General features: G+C 71.6%; 23 protein-coding genes, 1 pseudogene and 1 riboswitch. Of the genes and pseudogenes, 14 read left to right on the top strand and 10 right to left on the bottom strand.

Features of this window, described 5'->3' with window-relative positions; all coding sequences use genetic code 11:
* Nucleotides 1-400: 400 nt before the first annotated feature.
* From ACIQPQ_RS12120 to ACIQPQ_RS12090, 7 genes and pseudogenes are all read right to left on the bottom strand, one after another.
* Nucleotides 401-589, bottom strand: coding sequence for a hypothetical protein (locus ACIQPQ_RS12120; RefSeq protein WP_401302851.1), 189 nt, complete (start codon nucleotides 587-589; stop codon nucleotides 401-403).
* Nucleotides 589-1,101, bottom strand: coding sequence for an NUDIX domain-containing protein (locus tag ACIQPQ_RS12115; protein ID WP_401302849.1), 513 nt, complete (start codon nucleotides 1,099-1,101; stop codon nucleotides 589-591). The genes ACIQPQ_RS12120 and ACIQPQ_RS12115 overlap by 1 nt, the downstream gene beginning before the upstream one ends.
* Nucleotides 1,102-1,498: 397 nt before the next feature.
* The gene (locus tag ACIQPQ_RS12110) at nucleotides 1,499-1,885 is read right to left on the bottom strand and encodes a hypothetical protein (RefSeq protein ID WP_401302848.1); all 387 of its coding nucleotides are present in this window, start codon (nucleotides 1,883-1,885) and stop codon (nucleotides 1,499-1,501) included.
* A 123-nt stretch (nucleotides 1,886-2,008) separates the two neighbouring features.
* On the bottom strand, nucleotides 2,009-3,250 hold the full coding sequence (locus ACIQPQ_RS12105; RefSeq protein ID WP_401302846.1) for a helix-turn-helix domain-containing protein: 1,242 nt from the start codon (nucleotides 3,248-3,250) through the stop codon (nucleotides 2,009-2,011).
* 169 nt (nucleotides 3,251-3,419) lie between these two features.
* Complete coding sequence (locus ACIQPQ_RS12100) at nucleotides 3,420-3,713, bottom strand: hypothetical protein (RefSeq protein ID WP_401302844.1); 294 nt, start codon at nucleotides 3,711-3,713, stop codon at nucleotides 3,420-3,422.
* 1,141 nt (nucleotides 3,714-4,854) lie between these two features.
* Entirely contained in the window at nucleotides 4,855-5,202 is a 348-nt protein-coding gene (locus ACIQPQ_RS12095; RefSeq protein WP_401302842.1) for an HNH endonuclease, read from the bottom strand.
* A gap of 260 nt (nucleotides 5,203-5,462) precedes the next feature.
* A pseudogene (locus ACIQPQ_RS12090) lies at nucleotides 5,463-5,672 on the bottom strand (recombinase family protein); the annotation flags it as partial.
* A 405-nt stretch (nucleotides 5,673-6,077) separates the two neighbouring features.
* On the opposite strand from ACIQPQ_RS12090, the gene mfd reads away from it, so the two are divergent.
* Nucleotides 6,078-9,611, top strand: coding sequence for a transcription-repair coupling factor (gene mfd, locus ACIQPQ_RS12085; protein ID WP_401302841.1), 3,534 nt, complete (start codon nucleotides 6,078-6,080; stop codon nucleotides 9,609-9,611).
* Between the two features lie 212 nt (nucleotides 9,612-9,823).
* Here mfd and ACIQPQ_RS12080 read toward each other — a convergent pair whose 3' ends face one another.
* On the bottom strand, nucleotides 9,824-10,009 hold the full coding sequence (locus ACIQPQ_RS12080; RefSeq protein WP_401302839.1) for an antitoxin: 186 nt from the start codon (nucleotides 10,007-10,009) through the stop codon (nucleotides 9,824-9,826).
* A 179-nt stretch (nucleotides 10,010-10,188) separates the two neighbouring features.
* Between ACIQPQ_RS12080 and ACIQPQ_RS12075 the strand changes: the two genes are divergently transcribed.
* Entirely contained in the window at nucleotides 10,189-10,941 is a 753-nt protein-coding gene (locus ACIQPQ_RS12075) for an HNH endonuclease family protein (protein WP_401302837.1), read from the top strand.
* 31 nt (nucleotides 10,942-10,972) lie between these two features.
* Here the strand turns inward: ACIQPQ_RS12075 and ACIQPQ_RS12070 are convergent, their stop codons facing one another.
* Nucleotides 10,973-11,359, bottom strand: a complete 387-nt coding sequence (locus ACIQPQ_RS12070) for a hypothetical protein (RefSeq protein ID WP_401302835.1) — start codon at nucleotides 11,357-11,359, stop codon at nucleotides 10,973-10,975.
* 151 nt (nucleotides 11,360-11,510) lie between these two features.
* Between ACIQPQ_RS12070 and ACIQPQ_RS12065 the strand changes: the two genes are divergently transcribed.
* The 12 genes from ACIQPQ_RS12065 (at nucleotide 11,511) to ACIQPQ_RS12010 (ending at nucleotide 25,113) form a co-directional block, all read left to right on the top strand.
* On the top strand, nucleotides 11,511-12,344 hold the full coding sequence (locus ACIQPQ_RS12065) for a glycoside hydrolase domain-containing protein (protein ID WP_401302833.1): 834 nt from the start codon (nucleotides 11,511-11,513) through the stop codon (nucleotides 12,342-12,344).
* Nucleotides 12,345-12,512: 168 nt separating this feature from the next.
* Entirely contained in the window at nucleotides 12,513-13,163 is a 651-nt protein-coding gene (locus ACIQPQ_RS12060; RefSeq protein WP_401302831.1) for a SurA N-terminal domain-containing protein, read from the top strand.
* A gap of 303 nt (nucleotides 13,164-13,466) precedes the next feature.
* Nucleotides 13,467-14,465: a nucleoside triphosphate pyrophosphohydrolase gene (locus ACIQPQ_RS12055; protein ID WP_401302829.1), complete on the top strand. Its 999-nt coding sequence runs from the start codon at nucleotides 13,467-13,469 to the stop codon at nucleotides 14,463-14,465.
* A gap of 814 nt (nucleotides 14,466-15,279) precedes the next feature.
* Complete coding sequence (locus ACIQPQ_RS12050) at nucleotides 15,280-17,325, top strand: hypothetical protein (RefSeq protein ID WP_401302827.1); 2,046 nt, start codon at nucleotides 15,280-15,282, stop codon at nucleotides 17,323-17,325.
* Nucleotides 17,322-18,650, top strand: a complete 1,329-nt coding sequence (locus ACIQPQ_RS12045) for a cytochrome P450 (protein WP_401302825.1) — start codon at nucleotides 17,322-17,324, stop codon at nucleotides 18,648-18,650. The genes ACIQPQ_RS12050 and ACIQPQ_RS12045 overlap by 4 nt, the downstream gene beginning before the upstream one ends.
* 238 nt (nucleotides 18,651-18,888) lie before the next feature.
* Nucleotides 18,889-19,833 carry a transglycosylase family protein gene (locus ACIQPQ_RS12040; RefSeq protein WP_401302823.1) on the top strand — a complete coding sequence of 315 codons (945 nt, stop codon included), beginning with the start codon at nucleotides 18,889-18,891 and terminating at the stop codon, nucleotides 19,831-19,833.
* The gene (locus ACIQPQ_RS12035; RefSeq protein ID WP_401303558.1) at nucleotides 19,808-19,963 is read left to right on the top strand and encodes a hypothetical protein; all 156 of its coding nucleotides are present in this window, start codon (nucleotides 19,808-19,810) and stop codon (nucleotides 19,961-19,963) included. Before ACIQPQ_RS12040 ends, ACIQPQ_RS12035 begins: the two co-directional genes overlap by 26 nt.
* Nucleotides 19,964-20,145: 182 nt before the next feature.
* Nucleotides 20,146-20,325: riboswitch (cyclic di-AMP (ydaO/yuaA leader) on the top strand.
* Between the two features lie 3 nt (nucleotides 20,326-20,328).
* Nucleotides 20,329-21,072, top strand: coding sequence for a transglycosylase family protein (locus ACIQPQ_RS12030; protein WP_401302821.1), 744 nt, complete (start codon nucleotides 20,329-20,331; stop codon nucleotides 21,070-21,072).
* A 457-nt stretch (nucleotides 21,073-21,529) separates the two neighbouring features.
* A complete protein-coding gene (gene eno / locus ACIQPQ_RS12025) occupies nucleotides 21,530-22,816 on the top strand; it encodes a phosphopyruvate hydratase (protein WP_383774445.1) in 1,287 nt (428 codons plus the stop codon).
* A 140-nt stretch (nucleotides 22,817-22,956) separates the two neighbouring features.
* Nucleotides 22,957-23,448 (top strand): septum formation initiator family protein, encoded by a 492-nt coding sequence (locus ACIQPQ_RS12020; RefSeq protein ID WP_383774443.1) that lies wholly within the window; start codon nucleotides 22,957-22,959, stop codon nucleotides 23,446-23,448.
* 22 nt (nucleotides 23,449-23,470) lie between these two features.
* Nucleotides 23,471-24,025, top strand: a complete 555-nt coding sequence (locus ACIQPQ_RS12015; protein WP_401302819.1) for a DUF501 domain-containing protein — start codon at nucleotides 23,471-23,473, stop codon at nucleotides 24,023-24,025.
* Between the two features lie 146 nt (nucleotides 24,026-24,171).
* Complete coding sequence (locus tag ACIQPQ_RS12010) at nucleotides 24,172-25,113, top strand: exopolyphosphatase (protein ID WP_401302818.1); 942 nt, start codon at nucleotides 24,172-24,174, stop codon at nucleotides 25,111-25,113.
* A gap of 43 nt (nucleotides 25,114-25,156) precedes the next feature.
* Here ACIQPQ_RS12010 and ACIQPQ_RS12005 read toward each other — a convergent pair whose 3' ends face one another.
* The gene (locus tag ACIQPQ_RS12005) at nucleotides 25,157-25,531 is read right to left on the bottom strand and encodes an ATP-binding protein (RefSeq protein WP_401303556.1); all 375 of its coding nucleotides are present in this window, start codon (nucleotides 25,529-25,531) and stop codon (nucleotides 25,157-25,159) included.
* Between the last annotated feature and the right edge of the window lie 117 nt (nucleotides 25,532-25,648).

Raw genomic sequence — 25,648 nt, 5'->3', positions numbered from 1 at the left:
TCCCTTCCCGGCGCCGAGCACCCACGGGGGTGTGCTCGGCGCCGGTTCGTGTCTGGGGGGGCCACCGGGTCTGTCCGGCGGGTGTGGTCCCACCTTGCCCCTCCGAGGCCGACGCCCGGTCAACTCAGCCCGTCCGGCGTTTGAGGACGAGGCCCGTTCAGGGCCGACTGCGGGGGTCTGGGGGCGGCGGCCCCCAGAAGCGGGACCCCAAGTGGCGGGACGGGGCGCTTCCGTGTCTGTTCGGTCGCTGAACGACGACTTTACAGCGGTGACGATGTCTGCCGCCTGGTGTCGGTGCGGCTCGGGACTCAGCTGACGGGAAGCTGGTGCCGAGACCATGCGCAAGCCCCGTCCAATGCGCCGGGGGAGGTGCATGGACGGGGCTCAACTCGAACCGGTGCTACGACGCTGTCTCGGTGCCGTTGTCGTCGTCGGTCTCGTCGGTCTCGTTGGGGTAGGGGCTTTCCGGCGTGTGGGTGCGCACGTGCCGGTCCGCGAGTGCCTCTTGCGTGTTCTGCGGTGTGCCGTTCGTCCGGTCCCGCTCGATGGCTGCCTGCGCCGCCGCTACGGTTCGCTTGGCGATTCCCATTACCGGTTGTCCGCCGTCACCGACTTGCCCTCGCAGAGGAACTGCGCGGGCCCGAAGCCGTCGAGAACGGCGAGTGCCCGGCGGACGCGGCTTTCCTGGTGCGGTTCGGTGAAGGTGTTCAGGGTGTGCGGCTGCACCCATCGGTAGGCGGTCAGTTCCGGCTCTTTGCCGTCTTCCGACTCGGGCAGGGTGACGGCCGCCGTGTTCGGCAGGGTCCCGCCGTCGAAGACGAGGTTGTATCCCTCGGTGACGCCGGTCTCCTCGTCGCGCGGAATGTAGTCGACCAGGAGCAACCGGCCCGGCCGGAAGTTGGCAAGCCCGGTCTCCTCGGTCACTTCACGGGCGCACGCCTCGTGTGCGGGTTCGTCGCTGTGCGCTGCGCCTCCTGGCAGGATGCACCCGTCCTTGTAGGACGGTTTGACCATGAGGACCGCTCCGCTCTCGTTCCTGATCAGCGCGAGAGCGCCGATGCGCCGAGCGGGCGGGTTGGTCAGGTCAATGTCACTGTGCAAGACGTCTCCTCGTTGTGCGGGCACGCCAAAACGTGCTCTCGGCTTTGGGGGATGAGATAGAGGAACGGGACCCCGCCCATGCGTCACGGGGATATGGACGCACATGCGGGGCGTCCGACCGGCTGAGCCTTGCTCGGGCCGTCCTCAGCGGGCCGGAGTCACCAGCGGACAGGTTCCGCGCTGCCACCAACGCATACGGGGCAGGGGCGTTTCTCGGTCCATCCGCAGAGCTGACACCCACCGAATCCGCAGCACCCGTCACACCAGATGGACCGGTGCCCGATACAAAGCCCGCAGTAGCTGAGTGAATTTAGTGGGAGGGGATGCTTCCTGATGCTCTCGGCGCACGTCCGGTGGGGCTCCCTGACAGCGATCTGGGACCGCTCCGGGGCGGTAGTCACCCAACTGCCTCAGCGGGGCTGTCGGAGTCGTTCTCGTCGTCTTCGACGTCCTCCGGCACGGGCAGGCGCATTCCGCGCGACTCGGCCACCCTCAGCGCGTCCCGCAGGCACTCGGCGAGACGAACCCCGGCGTACCTCAACTCTCCAGTCGACGCCGTCTGGTCGTCGAGCACTTTGCCTGCGTGCTCCAGCACTTCCGAGCCCATCGCAAGCTGAATGGACTCCATCTCGTCGGCGAGCCGGGACAGGTAACCGCCCGCGTTGTCCGTGCTCAGCAGGCACCGCTTGCCGTCCGTCGTCCAGGGCAGCAACCGCACATGGTGCCCTGGAGGGATCTCGGCAAGGTCCTGCCGTCGCTGCCGGTCGCTGTCCGTTCTGCGCATTGCTTCGGCCCCCTCTGATGGCTCCTCGGTAGAGGGAACCTACGGGCGCTCAGAAGCTCAATCCACCTGCTCACAGAAGTAGTTCAGTGCCTTGAGCAGCCGAAGTACCACGCTCCGCAGCAACTACCCGGCGACCCGGAGATGAGCCGCCATGCTGCGCATTTCTTCCGTCAGTGTCCGCTTGCGGGTCTTGAGGATGTCTTCCATCACGCGCCGGGCCATGGGCTGATGGGTCATCCACTCACTGGCTGTACGACGGATACGGGTCAGCTCGTCCATGGCGTCCTGGTGCGACCCGAGCACGACGTGAGCGCGGGCGACGTCCAGCCGGTGCCGTCCCCAGTTGTTAGTGCTCAACGTCCCGTAGTTCCGCACGGCTTTGCCACTGAGCGGCCCGTCGTCGGCCCGGCGCAGCACGCCCCGCGCATCGCCGATCAGAGACAGGTCCTCAACAGCTTTCGCCTCAACAGTGACGGGGCCGAACGCACTCCAGTGCGCGGGGAAATCGACGTGTTCACCGTCCAGCGCACCCCCTGCGGTCCGTGCCATCCTGCGCGCTTCCTGCGCCACGTCCGGCCGGTTGTTGCGCACTGATGCCGCCGCGACCCTCAGCCAGAGTTCACCCCACACGGCGAGGTTCGCGGGGGTAGCTTCGGACATGCGCGGTTCGATCTCCTGTGCCGTCTGCGCTGCGAGTTGTTCGGACTCGTCGAACCGGTCCTCTCGCAGCAGGAGCCAGCACAGCCCCACGACTCCCGTTGCCGCCAACTGAGTCTGGCCGGTCTCGCGGGCAAGGCGGATGGCCTCGGCGAGCGCGAAATAGGCCATGTCGTACTGCCGGACCTGCGTCAGGTACTTGCCTGTGAGCAGCAGCGCGTGAGCCCGAGCAATCGTGGCGTGCTGCTGCTCCTCGCCTTCGAGGGTGGCAACGGCGGCTTCGGAGGAGCGCAGCAGACCGGGCAACTTCCGCGCGACGGACGTGTACCGGTCGGCCTGATAGAGCGCGTGACCGTCCTGCACGCCTTGCCGGATGGCGGAGACTTCCCCTGCTTCACCGGGTTCAGCAAGCGGCACCGAGAGCCCGACCGGGGGCATGAGAGCCCGCCTCAGCTCCGCCAGGTACCGCCGGTTCGCCTCATCCTCGGTGCCCAGTACGGACGTCGGAGCCTCGGTGGTGAATAAGGCAGACGTCGAGACCCCCAGTGCGCGGGCCAGGGCAGCAAGCGTGTCCATGCTGACGTGCCCGCCCTGCTCGGCCTTGCGCACGGTGCTCAGCGAGAGATCCGCCGCTTCAGCCAAGCCCTCTTGGCTCAGTCCGGCCGTACGGCGGAACTTCTTGACGTTGTCTGCCAACCCTGTGGACATCGGCACTCACCTCACGTCAAGCGTATGCCCCCGCCGTAGCCGGGCAACTCCGATCAGTCAACCCGGACCAGCTCGCCAGAGGCCATCTGAAGCACCACCAGAACTGGAAAGGCCCCGCACTCAACCTCCCGGAAGGGGAAGTGAGTACGGGGCATAACCGTGAGCGCTGTCAGCCGTTCGCAACGCCTGTCAGGCGTGCGGCGGCCTTCCCGCCGAACAGCGCGAGACCGCAGGAGAAGTCGATGCGAGTCCGGTAGACGGGCTTGTCGTGTGGCTCGCCCAGGTCGGTTGCCTGAACTCCGCCGTTGGTCAGCCCGGACACTCCGGCGTCCGCCTCGGAGGAGCCGAAACGCACGGCGTAGATGTCACCGGTCGCCTTGCCGCTCGGTTCCGTCGTGAGCGGCAGCACGTCCGTGCCGTCGAGCCGCTGCCCCGCGTCCAGCAGCGGGACCCGGTTCCACATGGTGGCGCGCTTCCCGGCTATCTCATTGACCAGGAGTCGAGTCCACCGCCACCGAGCCGACGGAACCCGGAGACAATCTTGGCCCGAAGTGCACCGTTCATAGAGAACGCGTCCGGATCGTTGACGCCCTTGGCGACCAGAGCACGGCGCGACTCGGGAAAGTGGTCAGCGACGGTCGCTGTCTTGCTACACAGCACGCACCACGGATGCGCGTACAGGTAGCGGCGGCGGATGCGCTCCCACTTGACCCCGTATCCCTTGGCCGTGGTCGTCCCGCGCTGTTGCTCCGCTTCCTTGGCGCGCTGGGGGCAGCGTCCGCCGGTAGTGAGTTCCGGGCAACCGGGTACCGAGCAAGGGGGCGGGGCTTACGAGGCACAGGGGGTCACCTCCAGCGAGGGCGGGCCGCCAATGTGGGACCGATATGGGACTGATTTTGGGTTGACATGCTGCCCAACATTTGCAGATACCCCACAGGGGACGCTGATGCCTGCCTAAAAGTGGGACCTAAATGGGACTCGGTCTGGCGTAGCAATACCTCCACACGTGCGGCTGAATGAGGGGCATGCAGCGAATGACGGATAGCGACCAAAGCCCCGAACTCGAACTCCGCTTCCGTGGACTGCACGTGACGATTCAGCGCCTCCCCAGATGGCTAGCCGCTCACCACGGCCGCAGGAAGCGGGCTCGCGGCTTGGTTCACGTCGCGGTGACGTTCCGCAGAGCGGCCGGCGACTGAGCAGGCAAGGCGCGCCTACGCGGTACGGGAACCGCCTCCAACGATGTGACGCGAGCAGGTACCACACTCACGCTGTGGCGTGCAGTGAAATCGTCGCATCGGTTTCGGTCTGCATAGCAAGGTGGTAGCGGCGGGCCGAGTGTCCCGTCATCGGGAGTCCAACTGCGAACAGTTTCTGACACATCCGGTCGCGTGGTGTCTGCTTCGAAACGCTCGGGTTTAGCGTCCTTTCTCAGGCAAACAGAAAGGCCTCAGTGATGCCGAAGGACAATGACCCGCCACAGTTCGAAATGCGCTGTGGACCCGTACATGTGGTCATTCAACGTGTACCTGCATGGTTCGTCGCGCTGGTCACTACAGCCGCGGGAACGGGCGCCGCTTGGTGGTCGAGCCGTTGAGCGCATATCAGCAGGGGGGCGACTGGGCCTCAAATTCGTCACGGGTCTTGAGTTTGTGGCAGCCATGGCACAGCGGCTGCACGTTCCGGTCCGTGTCCTCGCCACCGAGGGCGAGCGGCTGCACATGGTCCACGTCCACCACGTCCGCGAGGACGAGCGACCCGCACCGCGCACACCTGGCACCACCACGGGCACCGACCAGAGCACGGAACCGAGCGGCCCCCGAGAACACCCGGACCAGCACCGCCCGGCGGACCCGCCGAGCACGTACCGAAGCACGCCGTTCGTAGACCTGGTGGTGAACCTCGCAGCGGCCCCGGTGAGTAGCGGGCTCGGTGCAGTCAACACACCGCATGCTCACCCCCTGGTCGTCGTCCTGGTGTTCGTCGTTGCGTGCCCACCCCCGGACTTGAACCGGAGAACTCTGCGGCCGATATCCCCGATCCGGGGCCAGTACCGCGCACCTCTACCGTTGGGTCAGTGGGCTTGGTCGTCCTCGCCGGCTCGGCCGGTCCGGACATGGTGGGGAGATCACACGGGCTTACAACCCGCTTCGGCGACCCGCGGACGGGCCGGTTACTCATGGGCGGTGTGATCTCCCCGCGCTCTGCCTCACGCCCCTGCGTCCAGGTCGACGGCTTCGCGGAGCGCGTCACCCTCGCCGAAGCTGATTCCGAGGGCTGCCGCCGCAATGTCGTCGGCTTCGCGCTGCCTCTCGGGGCTGGTCGTCTCGTCCGTCATCACGGACAGCCGGACACACCGCACACCCCGCAGGGTCTCGGTGTGGACCGTGCCCGCGAGAAAGTTCCGGGGTGTAGTCGTCATGTCCGTGTGGGGACCAAGACATTCCCGTGAGGGCGGACGAGCGGGGCGGCAAGGGTGCTCACCTGTGATCACTCCAGAGTGGTATGTCTGGAGTATCCGGACCGGCGTTTGAGGACGAGGCCCGTTCAGGGCCGACTGCGGGGGTCTGGGGGCGGCCCCCAGAAGCGGGACCCCAAGTGGCGGGACGGGGCGGCAGCCCGAGCCAGGGCCGGGCGCCAGCCCCCAGAAGCGGGGCCCAGCGGGGGCACGGGCGGCAGCCCCCGGGCCGGGGCCACCCGGGGTACGACCCGGCGCCCCGGGACGCCAGGTCGTACCCTGGACACCCCCGGCCCGTGACACGCGTCGGGCCGTTCGCGTTGTCCACCCACGTAATCCACCCCGCCCCGGACGGAAGACACCCCCTCCATGACCCTCCACGGTCTGCTCGACGCCGTACTCAAGGACCCCGCCCTGACGGAAGCGATCCCCGCGGCCGCCGACGGCCACCGCCGGCACCTCGACCTGGTCGGTCCCCCCGCGGCCCGCCCCTTCGCGATCGCCGCCCTCGCGCGGGAGACCGGCCGTACGGTGCTCGCGGTCACCGCGACGGGGCGGGAGGCCGAGGACCTGGCCGCCGCGCTGCGCACCCTGCTGCCGCCGGACGGCGTCGTGGACTACCCGTCCTGGGAGACGCTGCCGCACGAGCGCCTCAGCCCGCGCAGCGACACCGTCGGGCGCCGTCTCGCGGTCCTGCGCCGCCTGACCCACCCCCGCCCGGACGACCCGGAGACGGGCCCGGTCTCGGTCGTCGTCGCCCCCGTCCGCTCGGTGCTCCAGCCGCAGGTCAAGGGGCTCGGCGACCTGGAGCCGGTGGCGTTGAGGAGCGGCCAGGACGCCGACCTCGGCGCGATCGTCGAGGCGCTGGCCGCCGCCGCGTACGCCCGGGTCGAACTGGTGGAGAAGCGCGGCGAGTTCGCCGTACGCGGCGGCATCCTCGACGTCTTCCCGCCCACCGAGGAGCACCCCCTGCGGGTGGAGTTCTGGGGCGACGACGTCGAGGAGATCCGCTACTTCAAGGTCGCCGACCAGCGCTCCCTGGAGGTCGCCGAGCACGGCCTGTGGGCGCCGCCCTGCCGCGAGCTGCTCCTCACCGACGACGTACGGGAACGCGCCCGCGTCCTCGCCGAACAGCATCCGGAACTGGGCGAGTTGCTGGGGAAGATCGCCGAGGGCATCGCCGTGGAGGGCATGGAGTCCCTGGCGCCGGTCCTGGTGGACGACATGGAGCTGCTCCTCGACGTGCTGCCGAAGGGCGCGATGACGGTCGTCTGCGACCCGGAGCGGGTGCGGACCCGCGCCACCGACCTGGTCGCCACCTCGCAGGAGTTCCTCCAGGCGTCGTGGGCGGCGACCGCGGGCGGCGGCGAGGCGCCCATCGACGTCGGCGCGGCCTCCCTGTGGTCCCTCGCCGACGTCCGTGACCGGGCGCGCGAGCTGGACATGATGTGGTGGTCGGTGTCGCCGTTCGCCGCCGACCTCGAACTGGAGGCGGACACCGTCCAGTTCGGCATGCACGCCCCCGACACCTACCGCGGCGACACCGCGAAGGCCCTCGCCGACACCAAGGGCTGGCTCGCCGACGGCTGGCGCGTCGTGTTCGTCACCGAGGGGCACGGCCCGGCCGCCCGCACCGTCGAGGTCCTCGGCGGCGAGGGCGTCCCGGCCCGCCTGGACACCGACCTCGGCGCGCTCTCGCCGTCCCTGGTGCACGTGTCGTGCGGCTCCATCGACCACGGCTTCGTCGACCAGGGGCTGCGCCTGGCCGTCCTCACGGAGACCGACCTGTCCGGGCAGAAGGCCGCGGGCAAGGACGGCGCCCGGATGCCGGCCCGCCGCCGCAAGACCATCGACCCGCTCACCCTGGAGGCGGGCGACTACATCGTGCACGAGCAGCACGGCGTGGGCCGCTACATCGAGATGGTCCAGCGCACCGTGCAGGGCGCCACCCGCGAGTACCTCGTCGTCGAGTACGCGCCCGCCAAGCGCGGCCAGCCCGGCGACCGCCTCTACATCCCCACCGACCAGCTGGAGCAGATCACCAAGTACGTCGGCGGGGAGGCCCCCACGCTGCACCGGCTCGGCGGCGCCGACTGGACGAAGACCAAGGCCCGCGCCAAGAAGGCCGTCAAGGAGATCGCCGCCGACCTGATCAAGCTGTACAGCGCCCGCATGGCGGCCCCCGGACACGCCTTCGGCGGTGACACGCCGTGGCAGCGCGAGCTGGAGGACGCCTTCCCGTACGCGGAGACCCCCGACCAGCTCACCACGATCGCCGAGGTCAAGGAGGACATGGAGAAGTCGGTCCCGATGGACCGCCTGATCTGCGGGGACGTCGGCTACGGCAAGACGGAGATCGCCGTCCGCGCCGCCTTCAAGGCCGTCCAGGACGGCAAGCAGGTCGCCGTCCTGGTGCCGACGACGCTGCTCGTGCAGCAGCACTTCGGCACGTTCAGCGAGCGGTACGCGCAGTTCCCGGTGAAGGTGCGGGCCCTGTCGCGGTTCCAGTCCGACACCGAGGCGAAGGCCGTCCTGGAGGGCCTTCGCGAGGGCTCCGTGGACGTCGTCATCGGCACCCACCGCCTGTTCGCCTCCGAGACGAAGTTCAAGGACCTCGGCCTCGTCATCGTCGACGAGGAGCAGCGGTTCGGCGTCGAGCACAAGGAGCAGCTGAAGAAGCTCCGCGCCAACGTCGACGTCCTCACCATGTCCGCCACGCCCATCCCGCGCACCCTGGAGATGGCGGTCACCGGCATCCGCGAGATGTCCACGATCACCACCCCGCCGGAGGAGCGCCACCCGGTGCTGACCTTCGTCGGCCCCTACGAGCAGAAGCAGATCGGCGCCGCGATCCGGCGTGAACTCCTGCGTGAGGGCCAGGTGTTCTACATCCACAACCGGGTCGAGTCCATCGACCGGGCCGCCGCCCGGCTGCGGGAGATCGTGCCCGAGGCGCGCATCGCGACCGCGCACGGCCAGATGTCCGAGTCGGCCCTGGAGCAGGTCGTGGTCGACTTCTGGGAGAAGCGGTTCGACGTCCTCGTCTCCACCACGATCGTGGAGTCCGGCATCGACATCTCCAACGCCAACACCCTGATCGTCGAGCGCGGCGACAACTTCGGCCTCTCCCAGCTCCACCAGCTGCGCGGCCGCGTCGGCCGGGGCCGCGAGCGCGGCTATGCCTACTTCCTCTACCCGCCGGAGAAGCCGCTCACGGAGACCGCGCACGAGCGGCTCGCCACCATCGCCCAGCACACCGAGATGGGCGCGGGCATGTACGTCGCGATGAAGGACCTGGAGATCCGCGGCGCGGGCAACCTCCTCGGCGGCGAGCAGTCCGGCCACATCGCGGGCGTCGGCTTCGACCTGTACGTCCGGATGGTCGGCGAGGCCGTCGCGGACTACCGGCGCCAGCTGGAGAGCGGCGGCGTCGAGGAGGAGCCGCCGCTGGAGGTCAAGATCGAGCTGCCCGTCGACGCGCACGTCCCGCACGACTACGCGCCCGGCGAGCGGCTGCGCCTCCAGGCGTACCGGGCGATCGCCTCCGCGAACTCGGAGGAGGACATCAAGGCCGTCCGCGAGGAACTCACCGACCGCTACGGCAAGTTGCCCGAGCCGGTGGAGAACCTGCTGCTGGTGGCCGCGCTGCGGATGCTGGCGCGGGCCTGCGAGGTGGGGGAGATCGTCCTCCAGGGCGCCAACGTCCGTTTCGCGCCGGTGGAGTTGCGCGAGTCGCAGGAGCTGCGCCTCAAGCGGCTGTATCCCGGCTCGGTCATCAAGCCGACCTCGCACCAGATCCTGGTGCCGCGCCCGAAGACCGCGAAGGTCGGCGGCAAGCCGCTGGTCGGCCGCGAACTGCTCGGCTGGGTGGGCGAGTTCCTGACCTCGGTGCCGGGGGCGTAACCCTGGCCGGGTGCGTGCACGGTGAGCCGGTGCCGTGAACGGTGAGCCCGTGCGTGCGCGGTGAGCCGGTGCGTGCGCGGCGAGTCGAGTGCCTGCGCGGCGAGCCGGGTGCATGCACGGCGAAGGGGGCGGTGGCCGACCGGAGATGTCCGGTGGCCGCCGCCCCCTTCGCGGATTCCGTGCGGGCTCGCGGTGGCCCGGTCCGCCCTCGCCTACTGCTGCTGCTCGGGCGGCCGTTCCTCGTCCATGCCCATCCGCCGGTGCGCCTGCTGCTGCGCGGAGTCGACCTGCGATTCGTACTTGTTGCCGGTCTTCTCGTTGATCTTCTGCTCGGCGGTGTCGGACATGTCCCTGGCCTTGTCCCGGCCCTGGTTCTTGAACCTGTCGAAGATGCCCATGCGGAAGTCCTTCCGGTGACGACTCCCTACCGACGATATGCCCGGCTCGGGGTGATTTGCCACTTGAGCGGGCCGGGCCGGGACTACGGTGTACCGGAGCCGGGCGGGGGAAGCCGCCTGATACCGGGCGAGGGCCGCCGGGAGCACGGCATGACAGGGACGTGACAGGGGAGGGGCGCGTGAGGCGTCTGAGGGGTGGGGCGGCCGCGGCCGCCGTCGTACTGCTGACATGCGCCGCCGCCGCGGGCTGCGAGGAGGACCTGGCCGGACCCGGCTCGGCCGGACCGGCGCAGTCCACCGGGGACACCGGCGGCACCGGGGGCAAGGGGGGTCCGGCCCTGAGCGCGGCCCGGTCGCTGCCCGTCAAGGGCCGCGCGCCGCGCACCGGTTACGACCGGGACCGCTTCGGCACCCCCTGGGCGGACACCGACTCCAACGACTGCGACACCCGCGACGACATCCTCCGCCGCGACCTGGAGGACGTCCGGTCCACCGGCGGCACCTGCAAGGTGACGTACGGCGTCCTGGAGTCCGATCCCTACTCCGGCAAGGACATCACCTACCGGCGCGGACGCAGCCAGGTCGACATCGACCACGTCGTCGCCCTCTCCGACGCCTGGCAGAAGGGCGCGAAGTACTGGGACGCGGGCAAACGCATCGCCCTCGCCAACGACCCGCTGAACCTGATCGCCGTCGACGCGAGCACCAACCGCTCCAAGGGCGACGGCGACACCGCGACCTGGCTCCCGCCGAACAAGGGCTACCGCTGCGCGTACGTGGCGGCGCAGGTCGCGGTGAAGAAGAAGTACGAGCTGTGGGTCACGGACGCCGAGAAGGCGGCGATGACGAAGGTCCTCACCGCCTGCCCCGACCAGAAGCTCCCCACGGGCGGCACCCCGACGAAGGCCCCCGGCCGCTTCCGCGCCGACTGAGCCGCGACCGGCGTTCCCGCCGGCGTCGCTGTCAGCGGCCGTACGGGTAGCCCTGCTGCTGGTACGGGTGCCCCTGGTGCTGCGCGGCGCTGTACGCCACCGGCCGGGTCCGCTTCTCGAACATCGCGAACAGCAGCATCAGCGCCGCCGTGATCAGTGCGACCAGGATCGCGAGCCCCATGAACTCGTCGCCGTCGGGGCTGTCGTCCGTCGCCATCCACGGGATGGTCACGGCCTCGTACAGACCGAACGCGCCGAGCGCCGTCCAGTCGGAGGCGCGCCCCCGCCGGATCGCGATGTAGAGGAACGGCACCCACACCAGGAGCCCGAACGAGAACCACGCGAGGACCGTCCAGCCCACGCGCTCGCCCCAGCCCGCCTCCAGCCGCTTCTCCGGTACCGCTGTCACTGTCGTCATCCCCGATCCCCGTCCCCCCGAGTGGCCAGGGGGCAAGAGTAGGCCACGGACGGTCACGGGGTACCGTGCGATGCCGGTTCAGGGGGACCGGCGGCACAGGGACCGGCGCCGCGGACGACGCGCGCCGCGGACGACAGGGGTGGGGAACGCCATGGCCGAGCACCGGCAGTCGAGGAAACGCAGATACGTCACCTGGGCGGTCGCGGGCGCCGCCGTGGTCGCGGGCGCCGGCATCGCCGCCCAGACCTCCATGGCCGCCCCGGCCGCCTGGCCCGCGCAGAAGACGTACACCGGCCGCGCCTTCGACGCCTGCACCGCCCCCTCCCTCGCCGCGATGAAGGCGTGGAAGACGGACGGCTTCTACGGCGGCGCCGCCGTCTACATCGGTGGCAAGAACCGCGGCTGCGCCCAGCCCAACCTGACCGCGTCCTGGGTGAAGTCCGTCAACTCCGCCGGCTGGAAGCTGATCCCGCTCTACGTCGGCGCCCAGCCGCCCTGCCAGACCGGCTCCAGCCCCGAGAAGCTGACCGCCGCCACCGCCGTCTCCCTCGGCGCCAAGGATGCCGCCGACGCCGTCGCCAAGGCCGCCGGACTCGGCATGAGGACCGGCAGCCCGATCTACCTCGACATGGAGCCGTACGACGTCGCGAACACGGCGTGCAACGACGCCGTCCTGGCCTACGTCCGCTCCTTCACCAAGACCCTGCGCGCCAAGACCTACCGGGCGGGCTACTACGGCTTCAGCAGCTCCAGCGCCAAGGCCGTCGCCACCGCCAAGGACCGCACCGACCTGCCGGGCAACCTCTGGTACGCGCTCTGGGACAAGAAGAACACCACCACCGCCGACTGGCCCTGGGACCCGAAGCTCTACACCCCGCACAGCCGGGCCCACCAGTACATGGCCAACAGCAAGGAGACCCGCGGCGGCTTCACGATCACCGTGGACCGCAACGCCTGGGACGCGCCGGTCGCCCTCGTCGGCTGACCGGCGCCCCGCCCCGCCCCGGTGGGCGCGGCGGACGCGGCGGGCGCGGCGGTGCCCGAAGTCCCGGTGAATCGTTGGTCGAATGGGTTGGCCACAGCCGTCCCACTGCCTACCATCGATCACCGCAAGACTTTGTGCACCGTCGCACAATCTCCTCGGGAGGTTCCCTTGCACCGCCGCCGTCGCACCGCGCTCCTGCTCTCCGCCGCGCTCACCGCGGCGGCCCCGCTCCTCTCCGCCTGCGGGAACGAGGCGCACCCCGGAGCGGCGGCCGTCGTCGGCGGCCAGCGGATCACCGTCGCGCAGCTGGAGAACCGGGTGGACGAGGTCCGCTCCGCCCAGCGCGCCGCCGTCTCCGACGACACCCAGTACGCCCAGGCCCTCACCCAGACCGGCGGCCTCACCCGCGACACCCTGCACGGCATGGTCCTCGACCGGGTCCTGCACCGGGCCGCCGAGGACGAGGGCGTCACCGTCAGCCGCAAGGAGGTCCAGGCCCTGCGCACCGACCTGGAGCGGCAGGCGGGCGGCGCGAAGGCCCTGGAGACGACCTGGCTTCAGCAGTACGGCGTGCCGCCGCAGCGCCTCGACGAGAACCTGCGCGTCCAGGTCGAGGCGCAGAAGCTCGCCGCCCGCCTCGGCATGGACACCAGCCAGCCCGCCTTCTGGGACACCCTCTCCAAGGCGTCCCGCGCCCTCGACGTCGACGTCAACCCGCGCTACGGGGACTGGGACGCGCGGAAGGTGAGCCGGGTCGACGCGAAGACGCCGTGGGTCCGGGACGTGACCAAGCCCGCGGAGACGCCGCAACCGGCCTGACGGACGCGACGGCCACGCCCGGCCCTTTCCGCGGTCCGTCCGACCCCGACCCGACCCGACCCGGTCCGGTCCGTCCGGTCGGTCCTGTCCGGTCGGCCCCGTCCGGTCCCGGGCGGGCCCGACGCGCCGGGTCCGCCCGGCACCCGACGGCCGGACACGAGAAAGTCTGCACGCTTCCGGGCCACCCCGCCGAGCCTGTGGAAAACCCGCCCGCACCCGGCCCCGACCCGCTCCGGTACGACCGCGCTCCGGGGCCTGTGGACAACTCGGGGCGGGGTCGGCGGGGTGGGTTACGTTCGGGGGGTGAACGCAACGAGTCCCGAAGCCGTCCCCACCCCCGCCGCCGGTCCCGGCCGCGTCGTCCTCCTCACCACCAGCCACCGCGTCGCCCCCGGCCTGCTCTCCTGGCCCGCCTGGCAGGCGCTGCGCTCCGCCGACCTGGTCCTGTGCGCGGACGGCGCCCACCCCCAGCTGCCCTACCTCCGCGAGGCGGGCATACGGGTGGAGGAGTCCGCGCCCACCGCGGAGGACCTCGTCGCGGCGGCGGCCGGGGGGCGCAGCGTGGTCGTCGTGGCCACCGGCGAGGGCGAACCGGCCCTCACCGACGGCCTGGCCCGCCTCGCCGGTTCCGGACCGCTCGCCCTGCCCGCGCTCGAACTGCTCCCCGCCTCCTACGACCTGCCGGGCGCCCGCCTCCTCGACCTCGTCCAGGTCATGGACCGTATCCGCGCCGCCTGCCCCTGGTCCTCGATCCAGACCCACCAGGGCCTCGCGAAGTACGGCGTGGAGGAGATGTACGAACTCGTCGAGGCCATCGAGGACGGCGACCGCCAGGCGCTCCGGGAGGAGCTGGGCGACGTGCTGCTCCAGGTCGTCTTCCACGCCCGGATCGCCGAGGAGGACCCCGAGGAGCCGTTCTCCGTCGACGACGTGGCGGGCACGATCGTCGCCAAGCTGGTCCACCGTCACCCCCATGTCTTCGGCGACGCCACGGCGACCACCCCGGAGGAGGTCAAGGAGCACTGGCGGCGCACCAAGGCGGAGGAGAAGCACCGCGCCTCGGTGACCGAGGGCGTCCCCCTCCAGCAGCCCGCCCTCGCCCTCGCCGCCAAACTGGCGTCCAGAGTCCGCGTCACCGACGGCCTGACGGTCCCCCTCCCGGCCGCCGACGGCATCGGCTACGAACTCCTCGCCCTGGCCGCCCGCGCGGAGGCGGAGGGCGTCGACCCGGAGGCCGCCCTGCGCGCCGCGGCCCGCGTCTACCGCGACGCGATTGTGTCGGCCGAGGGGGTGGACGGTTAGTACGGTGGGTTCCTGAGCCGACGTGGTGTACGGGGGCGGTCATGGAACACGAGTCGTGGGCACCGGGCGCGGGGGCATCCCGACGACGGACGGATCGGGCGGCACTCGGCGTGCTGCCGGGGACGACCTGGTGCGAGGGGACGCGGTGACGGCGTATCCGTCGGCACGCTGCGAGCAGTGCGGCAGCATCGGTCTGGCGGGGAGCGAGTGCCCGGTGTGCGGCGTCGGTGTCCCGCTGCCCGCGACCCGCCGGCTGCCGATCGCGACCGACCCGCCCGGACCGGAGGCCCCCGCCGAGGAGGACGCGGGGAAGGACCTCGGGTTCATCCAGTTCATCCAGCCTCCGGGCTGGTACGCGGAGGGCCGAACGCAGTCGTCCCCCTCCGGACCGGACAGCGCGGCCGACTCCCCGCCCGCCGGGGGTGACGCCGACGACGGCGGCCTGGTCCGGCTCCCCTCAGGCGAGGAGTACTCCTTTCCTCCGCCTCCGGGGGTGAGCCCCGCGGCCCCGCCGTCCCCCGGAGAGAGAGTGGCGCCCCCTCCAGCGGCACCCGCCTCGGGCCGACCCGAAGCGTCGGCTTCCCCCGCCGCTCCGTGGGGAGTTCCACCGGGGGCCCCCTCCAAGGCGTTCGCCGGGCCGTTGCCCGTCTCAGAGCCGCCGGGGTCGTCGGGTCCGCCCGAGGCCGAGAAGGCCCTTCCCCCGGCACCGTTCCTGCGGTGGCCCGGGGCGGCTTCACCACCGGTTCCAAGGCCGTATGCTCCGGAACCGGTGGCTCCGGAACCGGTGGCTCCGGAACCGGTGGCTCCGGAACCGGTGGCTCCGGAACCGTACGCTCCGCTGCCGACCACCTCTTCCCCACCTCCCACCGCCGACCACGTCGACTTCCGTGACGGGACGTTCCACGGGCCGGTCGTCGGGGTGCAGCACCACACCACCTACACCTCGGCGGACGGCGGGTTCGGGCTGGCCGATCCCGCGAGCCGACCGGTCGCCGCGGAGGCGGACCCGGTGGCGTTCGGGGTGCGTCCCGTGCGGCGGCCGGGCGTGCACGACCCGCTGCCCCCGTACGTACGGCGTGACCTCGACGCCATGCTGTCCGGCTGGCGGGAGCGGCACGGCCTGCTGGTGATCACCGGAGGCCCGCTCACCGGCAAGTCCCGCACCGCGTGGGCCGCCCTGCTGCGCGACACACCGCCGGGAACCCGCGTGTACGCCCCCGCCCCCGGCACCGACCTGCGCCCCCTGCCCTCCCTCCTCCGGGGTCGTCCGGGCCACTACGCGCTGTGGCTCGACGAGTTGGAGGGCTATCTCGGCGACCACGGCCTGACGGCGGGTCTGCTGGCCGAACTCACCGCGCTGGACGTGCCGGTGGTGGCCACGATGACCGACGACGTCTACGACGAGCACCGTTTCGGCAGCGGGGCGGCCCCCCGTCTCCTGAGCCGGGCCCGTACCGAGGCCGTCAGCTCCCGTTGGAGCGCGGCCGAGTTGGACCGGTTCGCCGCCGCCGGGAGCCCCCTGCTGGACGAGGCGCTCGCCCGGCGCGGTACCACCGGCGTCACCCAGTACCTCGCGCTGGGCACCGAACTCGCGGAGCTGCTGCTTCGCGCCCGCCTCTCCACCAGCCGTCATCCCTACGGTCGTCTGCTGGTCCGGGCTGCCGTCGAGCTGACGATGTGCGGCGTCACAGGCGGCCTGCACCGTTCCCTGCTGGAGCAGGCGGCCCGGTGCTATCCGGCGGGCCGGGCCGCCAGTCATCGCGAGTCCTTCGAGAGCGCGATCGCCTGGGCCACCGAACTCCGCCACGGCCTCACCGGCCTGCTGGTGGCCTCGTCCCGGCCGGACCACACCGTCTGGCGACCGTACGGCTCCCTCGTCGCGGACGCCGAGCGGCACGGCCCGCTCACCCGCATCGACCGCGAGATCTGGCGGGCCGCGCTGGACGGCACCAAGGACAGCGCCGACGTCCATGAAGCCGTCCGTGCCACCGGCCGGGCCGCTTTCGAGGCGTCGGCCGAGGCGGGCGACCCGGAGGCCCTACGGCTGATGGCGCTGCTCGCGGAGCACCCGGCCGAGCAACTGTCCTGGTACCGGCGGGCCGCCGACGCGGGCATCACCGAGCTGGCGGCCCGGGTCGGCGAACTCCTCCTGGCCGACGGGAAGCCGGAGGAGGCGCTGCCGTACCTGCGCACCGCCGCCGAACAGCCCGACGCCGCCCCCGCCACCGCCCGCCTCCTCGGCCGGGCCCACCTCGCCCTGGCGGAGACCTGGCTGCGCCGGGGCGAACAGGGCGACGACGCGGAGGCGGCCCAGCACCTGGGGGATCTGCTGCTGGGGCGCGGGGAACTGAGGGCGGCCGGGAACAGCTACTCGACGGCCGAGAGCCACGGGTACCCGCCCGCCGCGCGCGGCCGGGGCATGCACCTCCTGCTGTGGGGGGAACCGGCCGAGGCCGAGATGTACCTGGCGCGCGCCGCCGACGCGGGCGACCCGATCGCGGCGACGCTGCGGAAGAACCTGCGCAGCGAAGACGCGCGCGGTCCGAGGGAGCTGGAGACCTCCCTGGAGGACACGATGATGGAGAGCATCTACCCCTGGGACCACACCCACCTCGGCCATCTCCGAGAGAAGCAGGGCCGTCTCGAAGACGCCCGCTTCGCCTACGAGCTGGGCTACGCCCAGGGCGACCCCTACGCCGCCCACCGCCTCGCCCGCCTCCTGCACCGGCAGGGCCGCACCGAGGAAGCCGCCGAGTGGTCCCGCAAAGCCGCCGCGGGCGGCTACCCGGGTACAGCCGCAGCCGCAGCTCCCCCCGCCACCCCACCCCCCACCCCCGCCCCGGATACGGTCAGGGAGTGACCGACCAGCCCACCCCCACCCCCACCCCCCGGCCCCCCGAGAGCACCGAGGACCCCGCCCCCGGCGCTCCCCCCGCCCCCGCCCTCTTCACGTGGGAGTTCGCCACCGATCCCTACCCGGCGTACGCCTGGCTGCGGGAGCACGCGCCGGTGCACCGTACGCGGCTGCCCAGCGGGGTGGAGGCCTGGCTGGTCACCCGGTACGCCGACGCCAAGCAGGCCCTCGCCGAGCCGCGCCTCAGCAAGAACCCGGCGCACCACGACGGGCCCGCGCACGCCCGGGGCCGTACCGGCATCCCGGGGGAGCGCAAGGCCGAGCTGATGACGCATCTGCTGAACATCGACCCGCCGGACCACACCCGGCTGCGCCGTCTCGTCAGCAAGGCGTTCACCCCGCGCCGGGTGGCCGAGTTCACGCCCCGCGTGCAGGAGCTGACCGACGGTCTGATCGACCGGTTCGCGGCGGACGGCGAGGCCGACCTCATCCACGACTTCGCGTTCCCGCTCCCCATCTACGCCATCTGCGACCTGCTCGGCGTCCCCCGCGAGGACCAGGACGACTTCCGCGACTGGGCGGGCATGATGATCCGCCACGGCGGCGGCCCGCGCGGCGGTGTCGCCCGCTCGGTGAAGAAGATGCGCGGCTACCTCGCCGACCTCATCCACCGCAAGCGCGAGGCCCTGACCGCCGAGGCGGCGCCCGGCGAGGACCTTCTCTCGGGCCTCATCCGCGCCTCCGACCACGGCGAGCACCTCACCGAGAACGAGGCCGCCGCGATGGCCTTCATCCTCCTGTTCGCCGGGTTCGAGACGACCGTCAACCTCATCGGCAACGGCACCTACGCCCTCCTCACCCACCCCGAGCAGCGCCACCGCCTCCAGTCCGCGCTGGCGGCGGGCGACCGCACCCTGCTGGAGACGGGCGTCGAGGAACTCCTGCGCTACGACGGCCCCGTGGAACTGGCCACCTGGCGGTTCGCCACCGAGCCGCTCACCGTCGGCGGGCAGGACATCGCCCCCGGCGATCCCGTCCTCGTCGTGCTGGCCGCCGCCGACCGCGACCCGGCCCGCTTCACCGACCCCGACGTCCTCGACCTCTCCCGACGTGACAACCAGCACCTCGGCTACGGCCACGGCATCCACTACTGCCTGGGCGCCCCGCTGGCCCGCCTGGAGGGCCAGACCGCGCTCGCCACCCTGCTCACCCGGCTGCCCGACCTCCGACTCGCCGCCGACCCGGCGGAGTTGAGATGGCGCGGCGGGCTCATCATGCGGGGGCTGCGTACGCTGCCGGTCGCCTTCTCATCCTCCCCACCGAAAAGATGACCGTTCTTCAACAATGTGATCTTCACGTGATCTGCGCGGCATGAACTTGTGACAAGTGATCGTCTGCCTATACCTTCACCTGTCAACACGACGACCGCGTCCGTCCGTTCGCGTCCGTTCGCGTCCGATCGCGTCGCCGTGTGGGCACCGCTGTCTAGGGAAAGGCCCCCGCATGCTCTCCGGGAACGGTCGTCACCGTCGACCCCGTCAGGCCCCGGCCCTGCTCGTCGCGGCAGGCGTGACCGGCTCCGCCATCGCGATCCCGCTGCTCGGCGCCTCCGGCGCGAGCGCCGCCGACGGCTCGGTCTGGGACAAGGTCGCGGAGTGCGAGACCGGTGGCTCCTGGAGCGCCGACGAGGGCGGCGGCGAGTACGGCGGCCTGGCGCTGAGCCAGGACGACTGGGTGGCGTACGGCGGTCTCGACTACGCGGAGCGGGCCGACCTGGCCAGCCGCAACCAGCAGATCTCCATCGCCCAGAAGCTCCTCGCCGACCAGGGTGTCGGCGCCTGGGGCAGCTGCGCCCCGGAGGCCGGTCTCACCCTGGCCAACGGCACGGGCGCCCTGGACACCGGCGTGGTGGACGACTCCGGCGAAAGCGGTTCGTCCGGTACGTCCGAGGACGCTTCCCTCGTGCCCGGCCTGTCCGACCTCTCCAAGGGCGGCACCGGTTCCGCGGGCTCCTCCGGTTCCTCGGGCTCCGGCAAGTCCGCCGATCCGTCGGCCGAGTCCGGCGACCCGTCCGCGAACCCGTCGGCGGACGAGAAGACTTCGCCCTCTTCGTCCCCTTCCTCCTCTTCGTCCGCCAAGCCCGCCCCGTCCGGATCGGCCGACGCGGACGACCCCACGGCCTCCGGCACCCCCTCGGACGACACGGACACCCCGGACCGTTCCGGCGAGTTCGTCCAGGACGTCGGTTCCTGGAGCCTCGTCGACACCGGCTCCCTCGGCAGCGCGCCCCCCCCTGGACGGCGGCATCCTCGACACGGGCTCGGCCGACGCGGACGCGGACACCGATTCCGGCACCGGTCGCCACCGCGGCGCCACCGCCGAGGAGAAGGCCGTCCCCGACGCCACGGAGCCCGCCTCCAGCGGCCGTCACGCCGCGAACGCCACCGGGGCCCCGTCCGGCACGTACACGGTCCGCGTCGGCGACTCCCTGGAGTCCATCGCCGACTCCCTTGACTTCGACGGCGGATGGCGCGCGCTGTACGCCGCCAACCGGGGCGCCATCGGCGCCGACCCGGACAACATCAGCGCCGGTCAGACGCTGACCACCCCGGTCGGGACAGAAGCCGGAAACGGGACGAAGTGACCTGAGCACTCGTCACACTTCATGCTGAATGTCCGGTTTGGTGAAAGTGTGGGATGAGTCTCAGAAGCCCTGATCGTCTTTGAAATTCCGCCGAGCGCGTGTCTACGGTCATCACCGCTCGGCAACCCGAGCCCCGGCCGTCACAACGCCGAATCCTGCCAGTGGCAGTCCGGGAACAGTCGTCGCGTCACGCGCCGCAGGCAGGAGCGGGGGACCCAGGTAAGTGCCGTCTCCGGGAGTCGACCGGAGCGGCTGGGGGTGAAGCCACACCGCCGGGAGCACGCCTCCCGCGCCGGAGTGGCCGGGCAACTCAACCGGCCCGAACCCGACAGCTCACCTCGCAGGCGTCGGTGAGGGGATCCTCCATGCTGTTTTCCGGCAAGGGCAAGCACCGCCGTCCGTCCAAGGCCACCCGCGTCGCCGCGCTCGCCGGTGTCACCGGCGTCGCCATCGCCGCCCCGCTGATGGCGGCCGGCAACGCCTCCGCCGCCACCGCCTCCGAGTGGGACGCCGTCGCCCAGTGCGAGTCCGGCGGCAACTGGTCCATCAACACCGGCAACGGCTACTACGGCGGCCTCCAGTTCTCCGCCTCCACCTGGGCCGCGTACGGCGGCACGCAGTACGCCGCGCAGGCCAACCAGGCCTCGAAGGCGCAGCAGATCGAGATCGCCGAGAAGGTCCTCGCGGGCCAGGGCAAGGGCGCCTGGCCGGTCTGCGGCGTGGGCCTGTCCTCCGCCGCGTACGGCGGCGGCTCCTCCTCGGAGTCCTCGTCCAGCGGCTCCTCCTCCAGCGGCTCCTCCTCCAGCGGCTCCGGTTCCAGCAGCTCCGGCTCCGCCAAGACCGAGAGCCGCGCCACCGAGCAGCAGAGCGCCTCCCGCTCCGCCGAGCGCCCGGCCGCCAAGAAGCAGCAGAAGACCGTCACCACCCCGACCGGCAAGAAGGTCAAGAAGGGCGACGGCGAGTACAAGGTCGTCAAGGGCGACACCCTCAGCTCCATCGCCGCCGCGCACGACGTCAAGGGCGGCTGGGCCAAGCTCTTCGAGCTGAACAAGGACATCGTCCAGGACGCCGACCTGATCTACCCCGGTCAGCAGCTGCACCTGAAGTGATCCCGGCGTGACCCCGCGGGCGTCCCGTCCCGCACCGGGTCACGACCCGACAGGCCGCTCACCCCTCGCACGGGCGCGGCCGGCCCCCACCGGCCCCCCTTGCGAGCCCGTCCCCCACGGGCCCCCCCGCCCCGGCGCGTGTTCCCCCGTACGCGTCGGGGCGGGGTCATGTCGTCACCCCCCGGCCGCCACGCGGCTCCCGCCCCGCCCCCCGGCCGCCACGACCCCCCGTCACCCCCGTCACCCCCGCGCCTCCGGCGCCCCGCATTCGTCGCCTCCCGGTCATCCGGAGTTGGCCCTCCCCTTTGTTCCGCTCTGAAACAATGGGTACAGTCCCTTGCGCGCCCGCAGCGTGCCCCCGCGGCCCCCTGTCCACGGGACGGTCGGTCGGGTGGCGACGCCCCCCGGGCGGTTAGGCTCTAGGCGCACCACAACAGCGTCACATCCCAAGAAGGAGATGCTCGTGCCGTCCATCGACGTCGTCGTAGCCCGGGAAATCCTGGACTCCCGAGGCAACCCCACGGTCGAGGTCGAGGTCGGCCTCGACGACGGCAGCACGGGTCGTGCCGCCGTTCCGTCCGGCGCCTCCACCGGTGCCTTCGAGGCCATCGAACTGCGTGACGGTGACCCCAACCGCTACCAGGGCAAGGGTGTCGAGAAGGCCGTCCTCGCCGTCATCGAGCAGATCGGCCCCGAGCTGGTCGGCTACGACGCCACCGAGCAGCGCCTGATCGACCAGGCGATGTTCGACCTGGACGCCACGGACAACAAGGGCTCGCTCGGCGCCAACGCCATCCTCGGCGTCTCCCTCGCCGTCGCGCACGCCGCCTCCGAGGCCAGCGACCTGCCGCTCTTCCGCTACCTCGGCGGTCCGAACGCGCACCTGCTGCCCGTCCCGATGATGAACATCCTGAACGGCGGCTCGCACGCCGACTCCAACGTGGACATCCAGGAGTTCATGATCGCCCCCATCGGCGCGGAGTCCTTCTCCGAGGCCCTGCGCTGGGGCACCGAGGTCTACCACACCCTCAAGAAGGTGCTGAAGTCCAAGGGCCTGGCCACCGGCCTCGGCGACGAGGGCGGCTTCGCCCCGAACCTCGGCTCCAACCGCGAGGCCCTCGACCTCATCCTCGAAGCGATCAAGGAAGCCGGTTACGCGCCCGGCGAGCAGATCGCCCTCGCCCTCGACGTCGCCGCCTCCGAGTTCTACAAGGACGGCTCGTACGTCTTCGAGGGCAAGGAGCGCTCCGCCGCCGAGATGACGGAGTACTACGAGGAGCTGGTCGCGGCCTACCCGCTGGTCTCCATCGAGGACCCGCTGTTCGAGGACGACTGGGCGGGCTGGAAGGTCCTCACCGACCGCCTCGGCGACAAGGTGCAGATCGTCGGCGACGACCTCTTCGTCACCAACCCCGAGCGCCTCGCCCGCGGCATCGAGGACGGCGCCGCCAACGCGCTCCTCGTCAAGGTCAACCAGATCGGCTCGCTCACCGAGACCCTGGACGCCGTCGAGCTGGCCCAGCGCAACGGCTTCAAGTGCATGATGTCCCACCGCTCCGGCGAGACCGAGGACGTCACCATCGCCGACCTGGCCGTCGCCACCAACTGCGGCCAGATCAAGACCGGCGCCCCGGCCCGCTCCGAGCGCGTCGCCAAGTACAACCAGCTGCTGCGCATCGAGGAGATCCTCGACGACGCCGCGGTCTACGCCGGCCGCTCCGCGTTCCCCCGCTTCAAGGGCTGAGCACCCGGCCGGGGGAGGCGGACCCGCTGACCCTTCCGGGGTCACGCACCGGGCCGACCTAGCCCCGTCGTACGTACGTCCCCGTACCGGTCCCGTACCGTGTGCGGGGACGTACGCACGTGGGAGACGGGAGCGGGACAGTGGCCGTGAAGGACCGGGACCGTTTCTCCACCTCGACCAGGATCAGACTGCTGGGCGAGCAGACCGCCGCGCGGGTCTACCGGTCGCAGACCAGACGCCAGGCCCGCCGCTCCCGCCTCACCGGCCGTGCGGCCCTCCTCGCGCTCGTCCTGTGCTCGCTGATCGTGGCGCTGGCCTACCCGATGCGCCAGTACGTCTCGCAGCGCGCCGAGATCGCCGGGCTCCAGCGCGAGAAGGAGCAGGCCCGCGAGCGGGTGGAGGAACTCCGCGACCTCAAGGCCCGCTGGCAGGACGACGCGTACGCCGAACAGCAGATCCGGCTGCGGCTGCACTACGTGATGCCGGGCGAGACGGGCTACGTCGTCGTCGACCCGGACGCCGCGCGGCAGGCCCGCGCCGATCAGGGCAGCGCCGACCGCCCCTGGTACTCCAACGTGTGGGACGGCGTCGACAAGTCCGACGCCGCGGCCCCCCAAGACGAACAGAACTGAACAGAGAGACTCTCGTACCGGCATGGAAACGCCCCCGCCCACAACCCCCCGCACCGAGCCCACCGACGCGGACGTCGAGGCCTTCCGGCAGCAGCTCGGCCGCCCGCCGCGCGGACTGCGCGCCATCGCCCACCGCTGCCCGTGCGGGCAGCCGGACGTGGTCGAGACGGCCCCCCGTCTCCCCGACGGCACGCCCTTCCCGACGCTGTACTACCTGACGTGCCCCAAGGCGAACTCCGCCATCGGCACGCTGGAGGCCGACGGCGTCATGAAGGAGATGACCGAGCGCCTGGGCCGTGACCCCGAACTGGCCGCCGCCTACCGGGCCGCCCACGAGGACTACCTCGGCCGCCGGGACGCCATCGAGGAGCTGAAGGGGTTCCCCACCGCGGGCGGCATGCCGGACCGGGTGAAGTGCCTGCACGTCCTCGTCGCCCACTCCCTGGCCGCGGGCCCCGGCGTGAACCCCCTCGGCGACGAGGCGCTCGCGATGCTGCCGGAGTGGTGGCGCAAGGGCGCGTGTGTCTCGCCGACGGCTGAGGGGTGCGTGTCGTCTTCCCCGGCCGCTGACGCCTGACCCCCGGTCCGGGCGCTGTCCGGGGGCTGCCGCCCCCGGCCCCCCGCTTCGGCCTGGACGGCCTCGTCCTCAGACGCCGGACGGGCTGCCGACCCCGACCCCTGCTTCCCCGTGACCCCGTACTCCTTCTCCCTCTAGGAACCGCCATGACCCGCGTCGCCGCCGTCGACTGCGGTACGAACTCCATCCGTCTCCTGATCGCCGACGCGCACCCGGAGACCGGTGAACTGGTCCAGCTGGACCGCCGGATGACGATCGTGCGCCTCGGCCAGGGGGTGGACCGCACCGGGCGGCTCGCCCCCGACGCCCTGGAGCGGACCTTCGCCGCGTGCCGGGAGTACGCGGCCGCGATCGAGGAGCACGGCGCGGAGCACGTGCGCTTCGTCGCCACCTCCGCCTCCCGCGACGCCGAGAACCGCGACGAGTTCGTGCGGGGCGTGCTCGACATCCTCGGTGTCGAGCCCGAGGTGATCTCCGGCGACCAGGAGGCCGCGTTCTCCTTCACGGGCGCCACGAAGGAACTGACGGGCCGTGACGACCTCGCCCGGCCCTACCTGGTGGTGGACATCGGCGGCGGCTCCACGGAGTTCGTGGTGGGCGCCGAGGGCGTCTCCGCGGCCCGCTCCGTCGACATCGGCTGCGTCCGGATGACGGAACGGCACCTCGTGCGCGACGGCGCGGTCACCGACCCGCCCACCGAGGCGCAGATCGCGGCCATGCGGGCCGACATCGACGCCGCCCTCGACCTCGCCGAGAAGACCGTCCCGCTGCGCGAGGCGCGCACCCTGGTGGGCCTGGCGGGCTCCGTCACCACGGTCTCCGCGATCGCCCAGGACCTCCCGGAGTACGACTCCGAGGCCATCCACCACTCCCGCGTCCCCCTGGACCGGGTCCGCGAGATCACCACCCGCCTCCTCGCCTCCACCCACGCCGAACGCGCCGCGATCCCGTCCATGCACCCGGGCCGCGTCGACGTCATCGGCGCGGGCGCCCTGGTCCTCCTCGCCATCATGGAACGCACCGGCGCCACCGAGGTCGTCGTCAGCGAGCACGACATCCTCGACGGCATCGCCTGGTCGATCGCGTAATCCCGCGTGAGGCGGCGGGCAGAGGGCGTCCGCCGCGGGGCGGTCATGTCGCCTTCACCTCCGCCCACACCGCTTTGCCCATCGGCCGGTCACTGACTCCCCACCGGCCGGGGCACAGGGCGTCCAGGATCAGCAGGCCGCGCCCGCGAGCGCGGCACGCGGACTCGGGCCGCCTGCGCGGTTGGCGGCGTACGGGGTCGTGCACCTCGACGCGGGTGCGGGTGTCGTCGGCGTCCACGGCCAGGCGTAGGCGGTCGCCCGGCTCGGTGCCGTAGCGGATCGCGTTGGTCACCAGTTCGGAGGTGACCAGCAGGCAGGCGTCGAGGTGTTCGGTGCTCGCGTCCGGCAGGTGGTGGCCGACGTACCTGCGGACGAAGTCGCGTGCGACCGAGGCGGATTGCGGATCGCTCACCAGCAGCAGCGCCTGCGAAGGGGCGGAGAACCGCGGGAGGGACGGCTGCGCGGAGTCGACGGCGGAGCGAGGCGGCGGGACGTGACGTCCGCGTGCTGGGGACGGGGCGGTCACCAGGCCCCC

Source organism: Streptomyces sp. NPDC091281, assembly GCF_044757425.1.
In the GTDB taxonomy this organism is placed as follows: Bacteria; Actinomycetota; Actinomycetes; order Streptomycetales; family Streptomycetaceae; genus Streptomyces.
The sequence above is the reverse complement of the archived record's forward strand: the minus strand, read 5'-3'. Positions and strand labels throughout refer to the sequence as shown.